This window comes from Bradyrhizobium sp. Bra64 (assembly GCF_024519875.1).
In the GTDB taxonomy this organism is placed as follows: Bacteria; Pseudomonadota; Alphaproteobacteria; order Rhizobiales; family Xanthobacteraceae; genus Bradyrhizobium; species Bradyrhizobium japonicum_G.
This window is the reverse complement of the sequence record NZ_JALJRD010000001.1, coordinates 544,123-561,486: the sequence shown is the minus strand read 5'-3', so window position 1 is coordinate 561,486 and position 17,364 is coordinate 544,123. Positions and strand designations below refer to the sequence as shown.

Genomic DNA, 17,364 nt, shown 5'->3' with positions numbered 1-17,364 from the left:
GGATCAAGTCTGGCTTATCGGGGATCAGTCGAGGCCAGGATCATGGTCCAGAACACCTTGTATTTGGTGCCGGGAGCATAGCCCGCCGCTATGCCCAATTTTGTGACACCGCTCTTGAGCATGTTGGCGCGGTGCGGGGGCGAGTCGCGCCAGCCGGAAAACGCTTCCGCCAGCGTATGATAGCCGGCCGAGACGTTCTCGACCGCCACGGTGGCGGGATAGCTGCCGGCGGCCAGTCGCTTGGCCAGCGGCGCGCGCACGTCATGGTCCATCTTGTTGGCCGCCGCCATGGCCTGCGATTGGGATTCGGCGAGCCGCATCAGATCGGGGTCGACGACGACGGTGCCGAGCCCGTTGTTCTGGCGGTATTGCGAAATCATGATCGCGGCCGCCTGTGCATCGAGCTTGGAGCCCGGAACCGCCATGTCGGCATACATCGAGGGTTGCTGGACCGGCGCTTCATTGCCGGCGCAGCCGGCAAGCAGCAAAGTGATGAGAATTGCGGCCGCAGCGCGCATGGTCGGAAGCCCCCAAATGAGGGGCCGTTGTTGCATACCAACCGTGGCTGAAAGGTGAATTTTGAAGAAAATTCGACCCAACGTGGCAGCTCAGGCGCCCGCAAAGATCCGGTAGCGGCGGGGCTCCAGGCCGATCGTGTCGCCGGCGCGCAGTTGCCGGCCGCGGGGGGCGTCGATCTCGATGGTCTCCCCGCCCGACAGCGCGACCTCGGCAACGGAGTTTTCGCGTTTTTAGCGATCTCGGGATCGCGCGGCCGGTAGAAGTTGCGCGCCGCGATCTCCTGGCCTGCCTTGGTATACCAATATTGCAGGTCGGCATCGGCCAGCAAACCCGTCACGAGGAGTCCTGCAGCGAGCGGACCGATACGACGTATCTTGTCCATCTCCGTTCACTTCGAGGACTTGGAGTCAGCGAAGACATGCAGGCATAACTCGGGTCGAAACGCGCTCGAGTCAACGGAACCGGATTTTCTTGTTCGCGGCGCGGCAGCGCAACTTTGCTACGAAGTCTTCATCGTGTGGATGCCGCATTCCGTCTTGGCCCGGCCGCGCCAGCGACCTGCGCGCTCGTCTTCGCCCTCGGTCGTTCTGCTCGTGCAAGGCATACACCCAACCGAGCGAAAACCGGACGCCGCAAGTGGATGACGCGGCAATTTGGCGCGGACGAAAAGAGCCTCGAGTTCCTCGCGCGAGACGTTGGCGAAAGGGTTGAACTTCAACCGCGCGCCGTCGTCCTCGACGACCGGAATGTCGGCGCGCGCATTGCCTTGAAAACGCTTGCGGCCGTTGAGCCACGCATCGAACGGCTTCAGCGCGCGCGCCAGCGGCTCCACCTTGCGGATGCGGCAGCAAGCGTCGGGATCGGAGAACCAGAGATCGCGGTCGGGATCGTCGCGCGACAGCGTCTCCTCTGCCGGCTTGATCGAGCGGACGTCCTTCAGGCCCAGCGTCGCGATCAGCGTATCGCGATAGGCCAGCGTTTCCTCGAACAGCCAGCCGGTGTCGAGGAAGATCACCGGGATCGCAGGATCGACGTCGGCCATGACCTTCAGCAGCGTCGCCGATTCCGTGCCGAAGGACGACACCAGCGCCAGCTTGTCGCGCCCGACCGTCTTGAGCGCAGCAGCGATGATTTCGGCGGGCGAGGCATCGCGCAGGGCACGATCGAGCTCATCCGCCGAGGGCAGCGCAGAGACGGATGTCGACGAAACCGGAGGTGCGATCGCGTTCATGTGCCGACACCTTCGGAGTGACGCAGTTGCATGCGCCGGTGCAGCGCGGTGATGCGGCCGTCGCCGGTCGGCTGATAGAACACCGAATAGCGCTTGGCGGTCTGCATGAAGGCTTCCGCATCGGCCTGCTTCTTGACCTCGAAGGAATCGAAGCCGGCGCGCAGCATGAACACGAACTGATCGCGCAGCACCTGACCGGTGGCACGCAAGTCGCCGCGATAATTGTAACGCTCGCGCAGCAGCCGCGCCTGGCTGTAGGCACGCCCGTCGCGGAAGGTCGGGAACACCAGCGCGACGACGGCGATCTTGCCGAGATAGGGCACCAGCTCGGCGATGTCGCGATTGTTCGGCCAGATCACGCCGACCTTGCCGGCCCGCTCGAGCAATGCATCCGCCTCGCCGACGAAACGTTCGGCCGGCACCAGAATGTCGCCGCCCTCGGGCAGCGGCGTGTCGACGGCGAGCTTGACGAAGCTGTCGTCGGCGATCTTTCCGCCGTTAACGAGTGGCATAGACGCGCTCCTTGAAGGGTTCGACGCCGAGGCGCTTCACCGTGTCCATGAACAGCTCTTCGGGCCGCTCGCGCAGCGCCAGATAAGCTTCCACGATGTCCTCGACGACGTCGGCGACCTCGTCGAACTTGACGCCGGGACCGATCAGATTGCCGAGCGCGGCACTCTCGTCGGCGCGGCCTCCGATGGTGATCTGGTAGACCTCCTCGCCGTTCTTCTCGACGCCGAGAATGCCGATATGGCCGACATGGTGATGGCCGCAGGCGTTGATGCAGCCTGAGATGTTGATGTGCAGCCGGCCGATCAGATTGGCCAGCTCGTGGTTGGCGAAGCGCCGCGTCAGCTCCTGCGCGATCGGGATCGAGCGCGCATTCGCCAGCGAGCAGTAATCCAGTCCCGGGCAGGCGATGATGTCGGTGATCAGATTGACGTTCGGCGTCGCCAGCCCGAGCTTGTCGAGCGCCTTCCACAGCGCCGGCAGGTCGCGCTTGGCGACGTGCGGCAGTGCGAGGTTCTGCTCGTGGCCGACGCGAATCTCACCGAAGGAATATTTGTCGGCGAGATCGGCGAGCGCGTCCATCTGCTCGGCTGTGGCATCGCCCGGAGGCGCCCCGATCGGCTTCAGCGAGATCGTGACGATGGAGTATCCCGGGTTCTTGTGCGGGGCGACCGAGTTCTTGCGCCATGCCTCGAAATCCGGATCGGCCGCGGCCTGGCGCAGCTCGTCGGGATTGTGCGGCAGCTTCTCGTAAGAGGGATAGGTGAAGCGCGAGCGGATGTCCTCGATCACCTCGTCGTCGATCTGGAGCGAGGAGTTGCGGATGTGCTGCCACTCCTCCTCGACCTCGCGCGAAAATTTTTCGATGCCGAGCTCGTGCACCAGGATCTTGATGCGCGCCTTGTAGATGTTGTCGCGGCGGCCGTACTGGTTGTAAACCCGCAGGATCGCCTCGATATAGCTGAGAATATCGCGGCCATGGACGAAATGCTTGATCGTCTTGCCGATGAACGGCGTGCGGCCGAGACCGCCGCCGACCAGCACTTCGAAGCCGGTCTCGCCCTTCTCGTTCTTGATCAGCTTCAGCCCGATGTCGTGGATCTTGATCGCGGCGCGGTCGTGGTCCGACGCAGTGATCGCGATCTTGAACTTGCGCGGCAGGAACGAGAATTCCGGATGCAGCGTGGTGTGCTGACGGATCAGCTCCGACCAGATGCGGGGATCCTCGATCTCGCCGGGCGCAACGCCGGCCCACTGGTCCGACGTGACGTTGCGCATGTTGTTGCCGGAGGTCTGCATCGCATGGATGCCGACCTCGGCGAGATCGGCCAGCGCGTCCGGCAGTTCGGCGAGCTTGATCCAGTTGAACTGGATGTTCTGCCGCGTGGTGAAATGGCCGTAACCGCGGTCGTATTTGCGCGCGACGTGGGCGAGCGCCCGCAACTGGTTCGACGCCAGCGTCCCGTAGGGAATCGCGACGCGGAACATGTAGGCGTGCAGTTGCAGATAGACGCCGTTCTGGAGCCGCAGGATCTTGAACTCGTCCTCGGTGAGCTCGCCCGAGAGACGGCGCTTCACCTGGTCGCGGAACTCCGAAACGCGCTCGTTGACGAGCGTGCGGTCGATTTCGTCGTAAGCGTACATAAGAGAATGCCTTAAACCTGGGCCGGCTGTCCGATGGTCACACCGGTGCGGCGGATCTGTTCGCGCAGATTGCCGGGTTCGATCTTGCCGTCCGCGCCGACCTGCACCGGTGCGATATAGGGACCGATCGCACCGACGTCATCGGCGACCGACTCGGCAAGCAACGCTTTCGCCTCGTCGGAGTTGCGCACGATCGCGGCTTCCGAGAGCTCCGCGGACCAGCTCCTGGCGGCGGTACGGTACACCACGATGCCGTCCCAGGTGCGGTTGGCGGTCACGACCGAGGGGCCGGCGATCTTGATCTTCTTCTGTTCGAGCGGGGAGGTCATTCGGCTGCATCCAATAGGTCAGAGATGATTTGCTTCGGGGTTTTCTCGGAAGTTTCGCGGCGAAGCGAACCGGCATGCCGGACCACGTCGCCGATGATGAGAATGGCGGGACCACCATGGGTCCGGCGCACGAGCTCGGGCAGGTCGCGAAGCGTGCCGATCGCGCCTTGCGCATCGGGGCGCGTGACGCGGGCGAACACGCCGACCGGCGTCTCCGGCGAACGGCCGGCGGCAAAAAGGCCGGCGCGGATGGCGGGGGCAGCCGTCATGCCCATGTAGACCACGACGGTCATTCTGGAATCGTTCAGCGTCGACCAGTCGACGACTTCGGCGTCGCGCGCCTTGTGCGCGGTGAGGAATGTGATGCGGGTCGCTTCATGGCGGTAGGTGAGCGGCACCTCGAAATCGGCGGCGCCGCCGAGACCTGCGGTGATGCCGGGAATGATCGAATAGGCGACACCCGCTGCGCGCAGCGCTTCGACTTCTTCGCCGCCGCGCCCGAACACGAAGGGATCGCCGCCCTTCAGCCGCACCACGCGCTGGCCGGATTGCGCGGCCTCGATCATGCGCTTGTTGATGGCGTCCTGGCCGATGCCGGGCTTGCCGACGCGGCGGCCGACCGCAACGCGCGTGGTGTCGCGGCGGATGCGGTCGAGAATCTCAGGCGAGACCAGCTCGTCGTGGAAGACGATGTCGGCATCCTGGAGCGCGCGCAGCGCCTTGATGGTGAGCAGATCCGGATCGCCGGGCCCGGCGCCGACCAGCGCGACGGCGCCTTCCGGCTTGCCGGCACGCGCGAACGCAGACGGATCGGCAATCGCCTTGAGCGCGGCATCCGCCTCACCCTTGCGGCCGGCGAGCACGGAAGCGCCGATCGGGCCGTCGATGACGCGCTCCCAGAAGCGGCGGCGCAGCGGAAACTCGGCAATGCGCTCGTTGATGGATTTGCGAAAGCCGCCGATGAACTCGGCGAGTTCGCCGATGCGCGCCGGCAGCAGCGCCTCGATCTTTTCGCGCACGCGCCGCGCCACCACCGGCGAGGTGCCGCCGGTGCCGACCGCGACCACGACATCGCCGCGATCGACGATCGCCGGGAAGATGAAGCTGGAATGTTCGAGATCGTCCATGACGTTGACGGGCAGGCCGAGCGCCTTGGCGCGGACTGACATCGCAACGCCGACATCGCCGGCGCTGGCGCAGACGACGGCGATGACGCCCGAGAGATCGGCGGTCAGCGGATCGGCGGCCGCGATGTCGATGCGCGCGGCATCGTCAGGACCGAGGCCCAGATCGTGATTGCCGTCGATCGCATGCACGCGGATGCGCGCACCGGCGGCGGCGAGCACGCGCAGCTTGGCACGCAGAAGCTCGCCCGCGCCGATGAGGACCACCGGACCGGCCTTGAGATCGAGAAACACCGGCAAGAACCGCATGCGATACTCGCTTCCCCCACATCCGGGGTTGACTGGAATTATTTTCTATATATGTGTCGTTTCGAGCGCGCAAAGAGAAAATTTTTTCTTCTCTCTCGCATCGCAACTATAGAATTTTCGCCTCCAAACGCAAAGTGGCAGAGATGCATCTTCTCAAGGACAATCCCGCTGCTCGCGGACTGAGCAGCCCGGCCCCGGCCGAGCGCGCGCACGCGCGAGAATTTTCTGCTGACCTTGCCCCGAGCATGGACCATCTCGACCAGCTCGAGGCCCAGAGCATCTACATCTTCCGCGAGGCTTTTGCCCGCTTGAAGAAGATCGCCCTGCTGTGGTCGCTCGGCAAGGACTCCAACGTCATGATCTGGCTGGCGCGCAAGGCGTTCTTCGGCCGTCTGCCGTTCCCGGCCCTCCATGTCGACACCGGCAAGAAGTTTCCGGAGATGTATCGCTTCCGCGACCATTACGGGAAGGAATGGGATCTCGACCTGCGCGTCGAGCCCTGCCCGCCCATCGATGCCGTCGACCCAACGCTGCCGCCGGCCGCCCGTTCCGCCGCGCGCAAGACCGAGGGCCTCAAGATGGCGCTCAGCAAATACGGCTTCGACGGCCTGATCGCCGGCATCCGCCGCGACGAGGAAGCGACCCGCGCCAAGGAGCGCGTGTTCTCGCCGCGCGGGCTCGAAGGCAATTGGGACGTACGCGACCAGCCGCCGGAATTCTGGGACCATTTCAACGCCTCGCCGCCGCAGGGTGCGCATTTGCGCATCCATCCGATCCTGCATTGGACCGAGGCCGACATCTGGGCCTACACCAAGCGCGAGAATATCCCGATCATCCCGCTGTATCTCGCCAAGGACGGCAAGCGCTATCGCTCGCTGGGTGATCAGGACATCACCAATCCGGTCGCTTCAACCGCATCGACCATCGACGAGATCCTGATCGAGCTCGAACAGACCAAGGTCCCGGAGCGTGCCGGCCGCGCGCTCGACCACGAGACCGAGGACGCTTTCGAGCGCCTCCGCGTCGCCGGCTATCTCTGATCAAGGACGCAATGCGGCTATGAACATGATCGTCACCCCCGCTTCGCCTGCCACCCCGAACGGCACCACGCGTCCCCAGGTCCGGATCGTCATCGTCGGCCATGTCGACCACGGCAAGTCGACGCTGGTCGGGCGCCTCCTGCACGAGACCGGCAGCCTGCCCGACGGCAAGCTCGAAATGCTGAAGGCGGTCAGCGCCCGGCGCGGCATGCCGTTCGAATGGTCGTTCCTGCTCGATGCGCTCCAGACCGAGCGCGACCAGGGCATCACCATCGACACCACGCAGATCCGCTTCCGCACCAATTCACGCGACATCGTGCTGATCGACGCGCCCGGCCACGCCGAATTCCTGCGCAACATGATCACCGGCGCCTCGCAGGCCGACGGTGCGGTGCTGATCATCGACGCGCTCGAAGGCGTGCGCGACCAGACAAGGCGGCACGGCTATCTGCTGCATCTTCTGGGCGTGAAGCAGGTCGCGATCGTCGTCAACAAGATGGACCGCGTCGATTTCTCCGCCGCGCGATTCAAGGAGATCAGCGACGAGATTTCCGCGCATTTGCAGGGACTCGGCGTGAAGCCCACGGCAGTGATCCCGATCTCGGCCCGCGACGGCGACGGTGTCGCCGAGCGCACCGAACGTATCGGCTGGTACAACGGACCGACGGTGGTCGAGGCGCTGGACCGGCTCGAGCCAGCGCGGCCGCTGGAAGCGCTGGCGCTGCGCCTGCCGGTGCAGGCGATCTACAAATTCGACGACCGCCGCATCGTCGCGGGCCGCATCGAATCCGGCAGCCTCACCGCCGGCGACGAGATCGTGATCATGCCGGCCGGCAAGATCGCCAAGATCAAGACGGTCGAGAGCTGGCCGGTGACGCCGGTCGCTGGACGTCAGGGTGCGGGCCGCTCGGTCGGCATCACGCTCGACCGCGAGCTGTTCGTCGAGCGCGGCGACATCATCGCCCATGCCAGCGCCGCCCCGCGCGAGACGCGCCGGCTGCGCGCGCGGATCTTCTGGCTGCACGACAAGCCGCTCGCCAAGGGGGATCAGCTTCTGGTTCGCTGCGGGCCGAAAGAAAGTCGCGCCACCGTGGTCGCGATCGAGAAGGCGGTCGATCCCGGCGAGCTGTCGAGCGTCGAGAACAAGGCGATCGGCCGCAACCATGTCGGCGAGATCGACATTTCCCTGTCCAATCCGATCGCAACTGATCCCTACACCGAGAATCCGCGCACCGGCCGCCTCGTGATCGAGGTCTCCGGCCGTATCGCCGGCGGCGGCCTGGTGCTGTCGGTCGACGCCGGCCAGCGCGCCGTGCCGGTCGACATCGTGCCGGTGGAATCCGCGCTGCGGCTGGATGAGCGCTCCGCGCGCTATCAGCACAACGGCGCCGTGGTCTGGCTCACGGGCCTGCCCGCCTCCGGCAAATCGACGCTGGCCAAGGCGCTGGAGCGCCGGCTTTTCACCAATGGCGGCTCGCCGATCCTGCTTGACGGCGACACGCTGCGCGCCGGGCTCAACAGCGATCTCGGCTTCTCCGCCGCCGACCGCAGCGAGAACATCCGTCGTCTTGCCGAAGTCGCGACGCATCTGGCCCGCAACGGCCACGTCGCCATCGTCGCCGCCGTCTCGCCGGCCCGCGAGGACCGTGCCACCGCGCGCCGCATCGCCGACACCGCGTTCCGCGAGATCCACGTGGCAACGCCGGCCGAAATCTGCGAGGAGCGCGATCCCAAGGGCCACTACAAGAAGGCCCGCGCCGGCGCGCTGGCTTCGTTCACCGGCATCGGCAACGACTACGAGGCGCCGCAGGCCGCCGAACTCGTGATCGACACGTCGTCGCGGACGGTCGCCGAGGCGGCGGACGAGATCGAACAGATGCTGAAGACCACCGGCGTACTGTTCGACGAGGTCGTGGACCTCGCCGCCAATATTTGAGGGGGCGCACGCTCCCTCGATCGACATCGCGCATTCTCCGCACGCTCAACTGCGTTCCCTCCCCCCTTGCGGGGCAGGGCTATCGCATATGAAGAAAAGCGTGGCGGGCAGCTTGCCTGCGGCCCATCCTTCGAGACGCCCGCCTACGGCGGGCCCTCAGGATGAGGTGGCGTTCTGCGGTGAGATATCAGACCCTCATGGTGAGGAGCCCGCCAAAGCGGGTGTCTCGAACCATGCGGGCCGAGCTCTTTCGGAAACCTCTCGCTGTCATAGGCGATAGCCCTGACCCTGCGGGGGAGGGAGCCGAGTGTGCTCAGCCGCATTCACCGTGCGCAAACTGCAGGCAGCGCGGGTCCGGCCACCCCCTTCTTGACATTTTGACAGGCGTCGGGGGCCTTCTCACGGCCCCGATTTTGGGGCTAATAGGGCCGAAAGCCGCTCCCAGTGGGCGCATTTTGCTGCTGTCGGGTCAAAAGCAGCCAAAAACAGCCATTTCAAACAAGAAAGACCATCATGAAACGCGTCGACGCCCACGGATTGAAGATCGCTCCCGTCCTGTTCGATTTCATCGCCAAGGAAGCGGCCCCGAAAACGGGGATCGCGCCGGATGCGTTCTGGGCCGGACTCGCCGCCATCATCAAGGACCTGGGGCCGAAGAACAGGTCGCTGCTCGCATTCCGCGACACGCTGCAGGCCAAGATCGACGACTGGCACCGCGCCAACAAGGGCAAGGCGTTCGACCTCAACGCCTACACCGCCTTCCTGAAGGAGATCGGCTATCTCGTCCCTGAACCTGCGACGCAGAAGGTCGAGACCGCCAATGTGGACGAGGAGATCGGCAAGATCTGCGGCCCGCAGCTCGTCGTGCCCCTCACCAATGCGCGCTATGCACTGAACGCTGCGAATGCGCGCTGGGGTTCGCTCTACGACGCCTTCTACGGCACCGACGCGATCGCGCACGATCCTTCCGAGAGCGGCAAGGGTTACAACAAGGCGCGCGGCGACAAGGTGATCGCCAAGGCCAAGGCATTCCTCGATGCCGCCGTGCCGCTCGCGACCGGCAGCCACACCGACGTCACCGCCTACAGTATCGTCGCGGGCCAGCTCGCGGTGAAACTCAAGAGCGGCAACGCCACCGCGCTGAAGAACGCCGCACAATTCGCCGGCTTTCAGGGCGAAGCGGCCGCGCCGAGCGCGGTGCTGCTCGCCAATAACGGCCTGCATATCGAAGTGAAGATCGACCGCAGCAGCACGATCGGCAAGGACGATCCGGCCGGCGTCGCCGACATGATCATGGAATCGGCGGTCTCCACCATCCTCGACATGGAGGACTCGGTCGCCGCCGTCGATGCCGAAGACAAGGTGTTGGTCTACCGCAACACGCTCGGCCTGATGAACGGCACGCTGTCGGCCGATTTCGAGAAGGGCGGCAAGACGCTGACGCGCGCGCTCAACGCCGACCGCAGCTACAAGACGCCGGACGGCAAAAGCGAGGTCAAGCTGCACGGCCGCAGCCTGCTGCTGATGCGCAATTGCGGTCACCACATGTTCACCGACGCGGTGCTGGACGAAGCCGGCGAGGAGATTCCGGAAGGCCTGCTCGATGCCGCCGTCTCGGGCCTGCTTGCGATCCACGACCTCAAGGGCAACTCGAAGACCAAGAACAGCCGCACGGGATCGGCCTATATCGTCAAGCCGAAGATGCACGGCCCGGACGAGGTGTCGCTGACCTGCGAGATCTTCGACCGTGTCGAGAAGATGCTGGGCCTGCCCGAGAACACGCTCAAGGTCGGCATCATGGACGAGGAGCGGCGCACCACCGTCAACCTCAAGGCCTGCATCCAGCGCGCCTCCAAGCGCATCATGTTCATCAACACCGGCTTCCTCGACCGCACCGGCGACGAGATCCACACCTCGATGGAAGCCGGTCCCATGATCCGCAAGAACGAGATGAAGGCGCAGGCCTGGATCAAGGCCTACGAGGACTGGAACGTCGACATGGGCCTGACCTGTGGCCTGCCCGGCCATGCCCAGATCGGCAAGGGCATGTGGGCCGCGCCCGACAAGATGGCGGACATGCTGCAACAGAAGCTCGCTCATCCGCAGGCCGGCGCCACCACCGCCTGGGTGCCCTCGCCGACCGCGGCGACGCTGCACGCCCTGCACTATCACCAGGTCAACGTCACCGCGCGCCAAGAGGAGCTGACCAAGGGCGGGCCGCGGGCGAAACTGTCGGACATCCTCACCATTCCGGTGTCGAAGTCGAACTGGGCGCCCGATGACGTCAAGCAGGAGATCGACAACAACTGCCAGGGCATTCTGGGCTATGTCGTGCGCTGGATCGACCAGGGCGTCGGTTGCTCCAAGGTGCCCGACATCCACGATGTCGGCCTGATGGAAGACCGTGCCACTTTGCGCATCTCCAGCCAGCATCTCGCCAACTGGCTGCACCAGGGCGTCATCACCGAAGCGCAGGTGATGGAATCGCTCAAGCGCATGGCGGTCGTCGTCGACAAGCAGAACGCCGGCGATGCCATCTACAAGCCGATGGCGCCAGCCTTCGACGGCGTCGCTTTCAAGGCCGCCTGCGACCTTATCTTCAAGGGCCGCGAGCAGCCGAACGGCTACACCGAATACATCCTGACCGCCCGCCGCCGCGAGGCCAAGGCAGCGGGTTAAGCCCGGATACGCAAACACCAAAAGCCCCGGCTCACGCCGGGGCTTTTTTGTTTGGGGACCCTAAGCCCCGCTAAAACACTGCGAGATATTTCAGCAGCGACACGATGCCGATGATGATGACGACAACGCGCGCGATCTGCTTGGCGCGGCCGTCCATCGGCAACATGTTGATGAGATAGAGCACGAGAATGACGACGAGAAAGGTGACGAGTACGCCGACCAGCATCGCGAGGCCCCCTTCAGGCAGATTGCTAACGATATCCTAACGCCTATCTCGCGCGCCGGTTCCATTCGGGCAACCCATTGCAACTTTTGGTAAATACGTACTTCTACCGCCAGCCCAACTGTCTAAAACTTTACCCTTTTCCTTTCAGATGCAGAAACCGTTTGGCCCCCCGAGGGGCAACGGCATGCGATTGCCGATCTGCCGCGCCCCCGCTTGTCGATGTTGCCGGGCGTCTTCACGAACTTTGCAATGGGAATTTGGGGGACTTCGATGCTGAATCGTCTGACCGTATCCGTGCTGCTGAAGGCGGTGATCGCGATTACGTCGATCTGCGTGGTGATCGCGCTCTCGCTGACGGCCCATGAGTCGTGGGATCGCCTCCAGACTGCCAATCGCATCTCGCGGATCGCGGACGCCTCCGCCGATCTGTTCAAGGCGATGCACAATCTGCGCACCGATCGCTCGACCACCAACCGCCTGCTGAACGCGACCGTGCCCATGGATGGCGAGATCGAGAAATATCTGCGCTCGATCCGGGACGCCCAGATGCCGGCGATGGCACGCGCGGTCGAGCTGCTGCCGACCATGGACTTTCCGCAGTCCGGCACGCTGGTGCCGGAGCTCGCGCGCCTCTTCAAATTGCTGACCGAGGAGCAGAAGCAGTTCTGGGAGGACGTCGCCAAGCCCAAGGACCAGCGCCGCGCAGGCCTGCCGAAGGAGTATATGGAGACGACGCAGGGCCTGCTGGACACACTGGACAAGCTCTCGAACGTCCTGGCCGCCACCGTCAACCACCAGGATGCGGCGATCGATCAGCTGCTGTCGATCAAGCAGAGCGCCTGGCTGTTGCGCAATACCGGGGGCGAAGCGTCGCTGATCATCTCGACCGGACTCAACGCCGGCCGCATGGCGCCGGAGGCCCGCCTCGCCTATACCCAATTCGTCGGCGGAACCGCCGCAATGTGGAAGGCGCTGGAATTGTCGGCGTCGGGCATGCAGCTCCCGCCCGCACTGTCGTCCGCCCTGGCGACGGTCAAGACCGCCTATTTCGATCCGCAATATCTGGCGCTCCGTGATCGCCTCGCCGATACGCTTGCCAAGGGTGAGAAGGCCGAGATGACGGCGAACCAATGGACACCGGTGACGGTGGGCCGTCTGGCCGCCGCGGTTGCCGTCGCCGAAACCGCGCTCGACGCCGCCAAGAGCCATACGCTGGAACAGCGCGACGCAGCTCAACGCGCACTCGTCATGCAGCTCGCACTTCTGGCGCTCGCCATCGGCCTTGCCGTCGGCGCGATCATGCTGGTCAGCCGCCGCGTCATCACTCCGCTCAACACCATCCGTGACGCCATGCTGAAGGTCGCCGGCGGCGACCTTGCCGTCGACAGCGGCTATCTCGACCGCAACGACGAGATCGGCGCGCTCGCAGGCGCGCTGGAGACCTTCAAGCAGCAGGCGACCGACAAGCTCAAGATCGAAGAGCACGAGCGCGAGCGCAATGCGGACGCCGTCGCGCGCCAGCGCGCGGTCGAAGCCTATGTCGGCGAATTCGAGGGCGCGGTGCGCAAGACGCTGGGCGAATTGAGCGAGGCTTCCGGCGAGATGCGCAAGACCTCGGGCGACCTGTCCGCGGTACCGCGCCAGACCAACGACCGCGTCCAGGTCGCCGGCAAGGCCTCCAACGACGCCTCCATGAGCGTCGACAGCGTCGCCGCCGCCGCCGAAGAGCTCTCGGCTTCAATCAACGACATCAGCCAGCAGGCCGCGCATGCCGCGGGCATCGCCGGCCGCGCCGTCACGCAGGCAAGCGAGACCGACGGCACCGTGCAGGGCCTGGCGAAGTCCGCCGGGCGCATCGGCGAGGTGGTCGGCCTGATCAACACCATCGCACAGCAGACCAATCTGCTCGCGCTCAACGCCACGATCGAAGCGGCGCGCGCCGGCGAAGCCGGCCGCGGCTTTGCCGTGGTCGCCTCCGAGGTGAAGTCGCTGGCGAGCCAGACCGCGAAGGCGACCGAGGAAATCTCCGAGCAGATCGCCGACATCCAGAAGGTCGCGGGCGAGGCCATCAACGCGATCCAGACCATCGGCGGCATCATCGGCGAGGTCAACGAGGTCGCGACCGCGATTGCCGCCGCCGTGCAGGAGCAGGGCGCGGCGACCCAGGAGATCACCCGCAGCACGCAGTTTGCGGCGCAGGGCACCAAGAACGTCTCGGACAACATCACCGGCGTCAAAGCCGATGCGGACGCTGCCGCCGCTGCCGCCGACAACGTGAAGAGCGCCTCGGAGATGCTGGAGAGCCAGAGCCGCCAGCTCGGCCATGAGGTCAGCGACTTCCTCGGCAAGATCCGCGCGGCGTAGGGCTGCGTCAGCGACACGCTCGGCGTCGTCCTGGCTTTCGCCTGGCGAAAGCCAGGACCCATAACCACCATCCTCTGCAAGAGGTAGGCTGGTGGTTAGCGGCGTCGCGCCACATCGGCATTCGGGTAATTGGTCCTGGCTTTCGCCCGGACGACGGTGGGGCCTACTCCTTCGCCACCACCGGCACCTGGCGGAATCTTGCGCGCACCGAATCCGGCAGCGGGGAGAAGTTCATTGCGACGCCGCGGCTGGCGTTGGCATTGCGGCTGGCGACCACCAGGCCGTCGGCGCCCGCGACGATGTCACCCTTGCGCAAGGTGGGATCGGCGTCGATCTTGACCTGGGCGAGCCCGGCCGGATCCTTGCCGTTGCAGGTGCAGCCCGCCACGATCTCGTTGCGATACCGGAAGGCGTTCGGCAGGTCGGAGTAGGATTTTCCCTTGTCCGTCGTGGCGTCGTCGATATCGCTGCCATAGACCAGTGAGGTTTCGGAAGCGGGGCAGAAGCTCTTGCAGGACTGCGCCTTGCTCTCGGCATCATTCCCCTGCGCCGGGAAATAACGCCCGTCGCAGCCGCGCACGCAATAGGCCGTGCCGCCACCATAGGAGGTCCGCTGCCGCGGCGTGTCGTAACGCGGCATGTCATCGGTCGGGAACGGCATGCGGATCTCCGGCGCCGGGCGCCCGCGGAAGCCGCCGAACAGCGCCGAGAAAAAGTCCTCCGCATGCGCCGGCGGCGTCAGCGCGAGGCCGAAGGAGGCGACGGCGAGGAACGCCGCCGCGCCGCCGGCCAGTCTGCCGATCGAACGTCTCTTCATGTGACCTCACTCAACTCTCAGTTCACGGCCGACGTCGAAATGTTCAGAGCCTGCCGGCCCGAGGGCAGCGTCGTCACCGGCGAGCGCTTGCGCACGGGATCGCTGCCTTTCGCCATCAGCGGGGCGTTCTTCGGGAGCACCACGACCTTGGCGCCGACACTGACGCGGCTGAACAGGTCGGTGACGTCCTCGTTGGTCATGCGGATGCAGCCGGACGAGACGAACTTGCCGATCGTGGTGGGATCGTTGGTGCCGTGGATGCGGTATTCGCTCGAACCGAGATACATCGCACGCGCGCCGAGCGGATTACCGGGGCCGCCTGCGACGAAGCGCGGCAGATAGGGCTGGCGCGCGATCATCTCGGCCGGCGGATGCCAGTCCGGCCATTCCGCCTTGCGGCTGACGCTCTGCACACCCGACCAGGTGAAGCCCTCGCGGCCGACGCCGACGCCATAGCGAATGGCGCGTCCTTGGCCGAGCACGTAGTAGAGATAGGTGTTGTTGGTATCGATGACGATGGTGCCGGCGGGCTCGCTCCGGTCGAAGCTGACGATCTGCTTGCGCAGGCGATCGGGAAGCGCGGCATCCTCGTCGGGCGCCTGCGATTCCTGACTTGCATAGCCTTGGCTTGCATAACCTTGGCTTGAATAGCCCTGATCCTGCGGATAGGCCTGTGGCGAATAGGCTTGAGGCTGCATCGGCATATAGCCGAGGGTCTGCGCGCTTGCGGCGCCGAAAGGCACGGCCAGCAAGGCGGTTGCGAACGCGAGAGCGGAGATGCGGCGCGGCGAAAAGCGGCGTCGGACTGCAGAGAACTTCGTCATGGGCTGCCCCGTAGGATGCCTGCATCAGGGTGATGCGCTTTCCATCAAACGCGGCCGAGCCGCTACAAGTTCCGCCGCGGGATGCGGCAGCCGCGTCACAGTCAAGCGATCGTCCCTTCACGAAGCCGCGATGGAACCGGAGCCGCGCTCGCACGTTCCTTAGGCGTCGATGGGCGCCGACCGTAGTTTCCGTGCCGGAGAAGCATTGTGCGCGTCCTCCCCAGCGAACGTCCCATTCCCGGCAATGCCGAAGGCACTCCGCTTCCCGAGAGACCGGGCGAACTTCCGCCGGTGATCCGCCGCACCGAATTCGTCGCATTCGCGCTGGCCGGGCTGCTCCTCATCGCAATCGTCACGGTGCTCTATGTCGGAAGGGCGTTCTTTCTGCCGGTGGTGATGGCCTTCGTTACCGGCACGATGCTCTCGCCGGCGGCGACCTTCCTGGAGAAGCGGAAAGTGCCGCGAGGGCTCGCCGCCGCGCTGATCGTGATCGCGGTGACCACCCTGGTCGGCTTCGTCGTCGCGCTGATCGCCTCGCCTGCGATGGAATGGAGCTCGCGCCTGCCCGAACTCGGCGCGAAGTTGAAGGACAAGCTGCACGTGTTCGACCGGCCGCTGGCGCTGTGGCGGGAGCTGCAGGCGATGCTCGGCGGCTCGGAGGGTTTGCCCAGCCTTCAAATGCCGAAATTCGAGTGGGTGCAGCCGACGATCGAATTCCTGTCACCGACCTTTACCGAATTCCTGCTGTTTTTCGTTACCCTGATCCTGTTCATCGCCAGCTGGCGCGATCTGCGGCGGGCGATGATCATGACCTTCGGCGATCATGACGCACGGCTGCGCACCCTGCGCATCCTCAACGAGATCGAAGTCCATCTCGGCAACTACCTCCTGACCGTGACCCTCATCAATGTCGGCGTCGGCGTCGCCGCCGGCATTGTCTGCGCACTCACCGGCATGCCCAATCCGGCCGGCCTCGGCGCCCTCGCGGCCACCCTCAATTTCATTCCGATCATCGGACCGGTCGCAATGTTCGTCATTCTGGTCGTGGTGGGACTTGTCACCTTCCCGACCGTCAGCGGCGGCCTGATGGCGGCGCTCGCCTTCGGCGGCCTTACCTTCCTGGAGGGACATTTCGTCACGCCGACCATCATCGGCCGGCGGCTGGAGCTCAACGCGCTCGCCGTGCTGCTCGCGCTGGCGTTCTGGACCTGGCTGTGGGGCCCGATGGGCGCGTTTCTATCGTCGCCGCTGCTGATCGTCGCCCTGATCCTGAAGGAGCATCTGCTGCCGCAGGATTCGCCGCAGCTTCCGCAGGACTGACTGGTTTCCGCGAACGGAACTTACCCGACGACGAAACGTTTTCCGGCTATCTCAGCCGTCAACAGCTCGGAGCTCCTGATGTCCACGACCAATGCCGAAGCCGGGATGAGAGACTGGACCGACAAAGCCACCAGAGAACGCCTCGAGAAGGATGTAGCAGCCGTGAAAAGCGATATCGCCGCCCTCACCGATCAGATCACCGACGCGCTCAATACTTTTGCCAACTCCTCCAGCAAGCAGGCCCGCCGCGGCTACCGCCAGGCGCGCGAAAACGTGGATTCCGCGATCGACGACGTGTCGGAGCGCGGCAGCGCGATGATGGACGCGGCACAGGAGGCCTACGGCTCGATCGAGGAGACGCTGGAGGACGCGATCACGCAGCGGCCGCTCGCGACCGTCGGGCTTGCGCTCGGAATTGGATTCCTGATCGGCGCGGTCTGGCGCCGCTGAGGTCGCAAATCGATTTCGAGACGGCGGCGCTGCGGCGCCGCC

The 17,364-nt window shown here is 65.1% G+C and carries 15 protein-coding genes and 1 pseudogene; 6 read left to right on the top strand and 10 right to left on the bottom strand.

Annotated features, from left to right (window positions below):
• Positions 1–14: 14 nt before the first annotated feature.
• The 7 genes and pseudogenes from NR187_RS02625 to cysG form a co-directional block, all read right to left on the bottom strand.
• Complete coding sequence (locus tag NR187_RS02625) at positions 15–518, bottom strand: CAP domain-containing protein (RefSeq protein WP_211382102.1); 504 nt, start codon at positions 516–518, stop codon at positions 15–17.
• A gap of 90 nt (positions 519–608) precedes the next feature.
• Positions 609–731 (bottom strand): annotated as a pseudogene (locus tag NR187_RS34945) (sulfate ABC transporter ATP-binding protein); the annotation flags it as partial.
• Positions 732–1,018: 287 nt separating this feature from the next.
• The gene (locus tag NR187_RS02615) at positions 1,019–1,750 is read right to left on the bottom strand and encodes a phosphoadenylyl-sulfate reductase (protein WP_256805653.1); all 732 of its coding nucleotides are present in this window, start codon (positions 1,748–1,750) and stop codon (positions 1,019–1,021) included.
• Positions 1,747–2,262 carry a DUF934 domain-containing protein gene (locus NR187_RS02610; RefSeq protein ID WP_211382100.1) on the bottom strand — a complete coding sequence of 172 codons (516 nt, stop codon included), beginning with the start codon at positions 2,260–2,262 and terminating at the stop codon, positions 1,747–1,749. The genes NR187_RS02615 and NR187_RS02610 overlap by 4 nt, the downstream gene beginning before the upstream one ends.
• The gene (locus NR187_RS02605; protein WP_256805652.1) at positions 2,249–3,904 is read right to left on the bottom strand and encodes a nitrite/sulfite reductase; all 1,656 of its coding nucleotides are present in this window, start codon (positions 3,902–3,904) and stop codon (positions 2,249–2,251) included. Before NR187_RS02605 ends, NR187_RS02610 begins: the two co-directional genes overlap by 14 nt.
• 11 nt (positions 3,905–3,915) lie before the next feature.
• Complete coding sequence (locus NR187_RS02600) at positions 3,916–4,233, bottom strand: DUF2849 domain-containing protein (RefSeq protein ID WP_211382098.1); 318 nt, start codon at positions 4,231–4,233, stop codon at positions 3,916–3,918.
• Positions 4,230–5,666 (bottom strand): siroheme synthase CysG, encoded by a 1,437-nt coding sequence (gene cysG, locus NR187_RS02595; protein ID WP_256805651.1) that lies wholly within the window; start codon positions 5,664–5,666, stop codon positions 4,230–4,232. Before cysG ends, NR187_RS02600 begins: the two co-directional genes overlap by 4 nt.
• Positions 5,667–5,911: 245 nt before the next feature.
• On the opposite strand from cysG, the gene cysD reads away from it, so the two are divergent.
• From cysD to NR187_RS02580, 3 genes are all read left to right on the top strand, one after another.
• A complete protein-coding gene (gene cysD, locus NR187_RS02590) occupies positions 5,912–6,706 on the top strand; it encodes a sulfate adenylyltransferase subunit CysD (protein ID WP_211382096.1) in 795 nt (264 codons plus the stop codon).
• 19 nt (positions 6,707–6,725) lie between these two features.
• Positions 6,726–8,642: an adenylyl-sulfate kinase gene (gene cysC, locus NR187_RS02585; RefSeq protein ID WP_211382095.1), complete on the top strand. Its 1,917-nt coding sequence runs from the start codon at positions 6,726–6,728 to the stop codon at positions 8,640–8,642.
• A 513-nt stretch (positions 8,643–9,155) separates the two neighbouring features.
• Positions 9,156–11,321 carry a malate synthase G gene (locus tag NR187_RS02580; protein ID WP_256805650.1) on the top strand — a complete coding sequence of 722 codons (2,166 nt, stop codon included), beginning with the start codon at positions 9,156–9,158 and terminating at the stop codon, positions 11,319–11,321.
• Between the two features lie 70 nt (positions 11,322–11,391).
• Here NR187_RS02580 and NR187_RS02575 read toward each other — a convergent pair whose 3' ends face one another.
• On the bottom strand, positions 11,392–11,547 hold the full coding sequence (locus NR187_RS02575) for a Thivi_2564 family membrane protein (protein ID WP_007599832.1): 156 nt from the start codon (positions 11,545–11,547) through the stop codon (positions 11,392–11,394).
• A 270-nt stretch (positions 11,548–11,817) separates the two neighbouring features.
• On the opposite strand from NR187_RS02575, the gene NR187_RS02570 reads away from it, so the two are divergent.
• Entirely contained in the window at positions 11,818–13,911 is a 2,094-nt protein-coding gene (locus NR187_RS02570; protein ID WP_256805649.1) for a methyl-accepting chemotaxis protein, read from the top strand.
• 163 nt (positions 13,912–14,074) lie between these two features.
• Here the strand turns inward: NR187_RS02570 and NR187_RS02565 are convergent, their stop codons facing one another.
• Both NR187_RS02565 and NR187_RS02560 read right to left on the bottom strand, forming a co-directional pair.
• Positions 14,075–14,728 (bottom strand): DUF2865 domain-containing protein, encoded by a 654-nt coding sequence (locus tag NR187_RS02565; RefSeq protein ID WP_256805648.1) that lies wholly within the window; start codon positions 14,726–14,728, stop codon positions 14,075–14,077.
• A 17-nt stretch (positions 14,729–14,745) separates the two neighbouring features.
• Positions 14,746–15,552 (bottom strand): L,D-transpeptidase, encoded by an 807-nt coding sequence (locus tag NR187_RS02560; RefSeq protein ID WP_211382091.1) that lies wholly within the window; start codon positions 15,550–15,552, stop codon positions 14,746–14,748.
• A 207-nt stretch (positions 15,553–15,759) separates the two neighbouring features.
• On the opposite strand from NR187_RS02560, the gene NR187_RS02555 reads away from it, so the two are divergent.
• Together NR187_RS02555 and NR187_RS02550 are read left to right on the top strand one after the other, a co-directional pair.
• Positions 15,760–16,872 carry an AI-2E family transporter gene (locus NR187_RS02555; RefSeq protein WP_256805647.1) on the top strand — a complete coding sequence of 371 codons (1,113 nt, stop codon included), beginning with the start codon at positions 15,760–15,762 and terminating at the stop codon, positions 16,870–16,872.
• Positions 16,873–16,950: 78 nt separating this feature from the next.
• Positions 16,951–17,322, top strand: a complete 372-nt coding sequence (locus NR187_RS02550) for a YqjD family protein (protein ID WP_211382089.1) — start codon at positions 16,951–16,953, stop codon at positions 17,320–17,322.
• Positions 17,323–17,364: the final 42 nt, after the last annotated feature.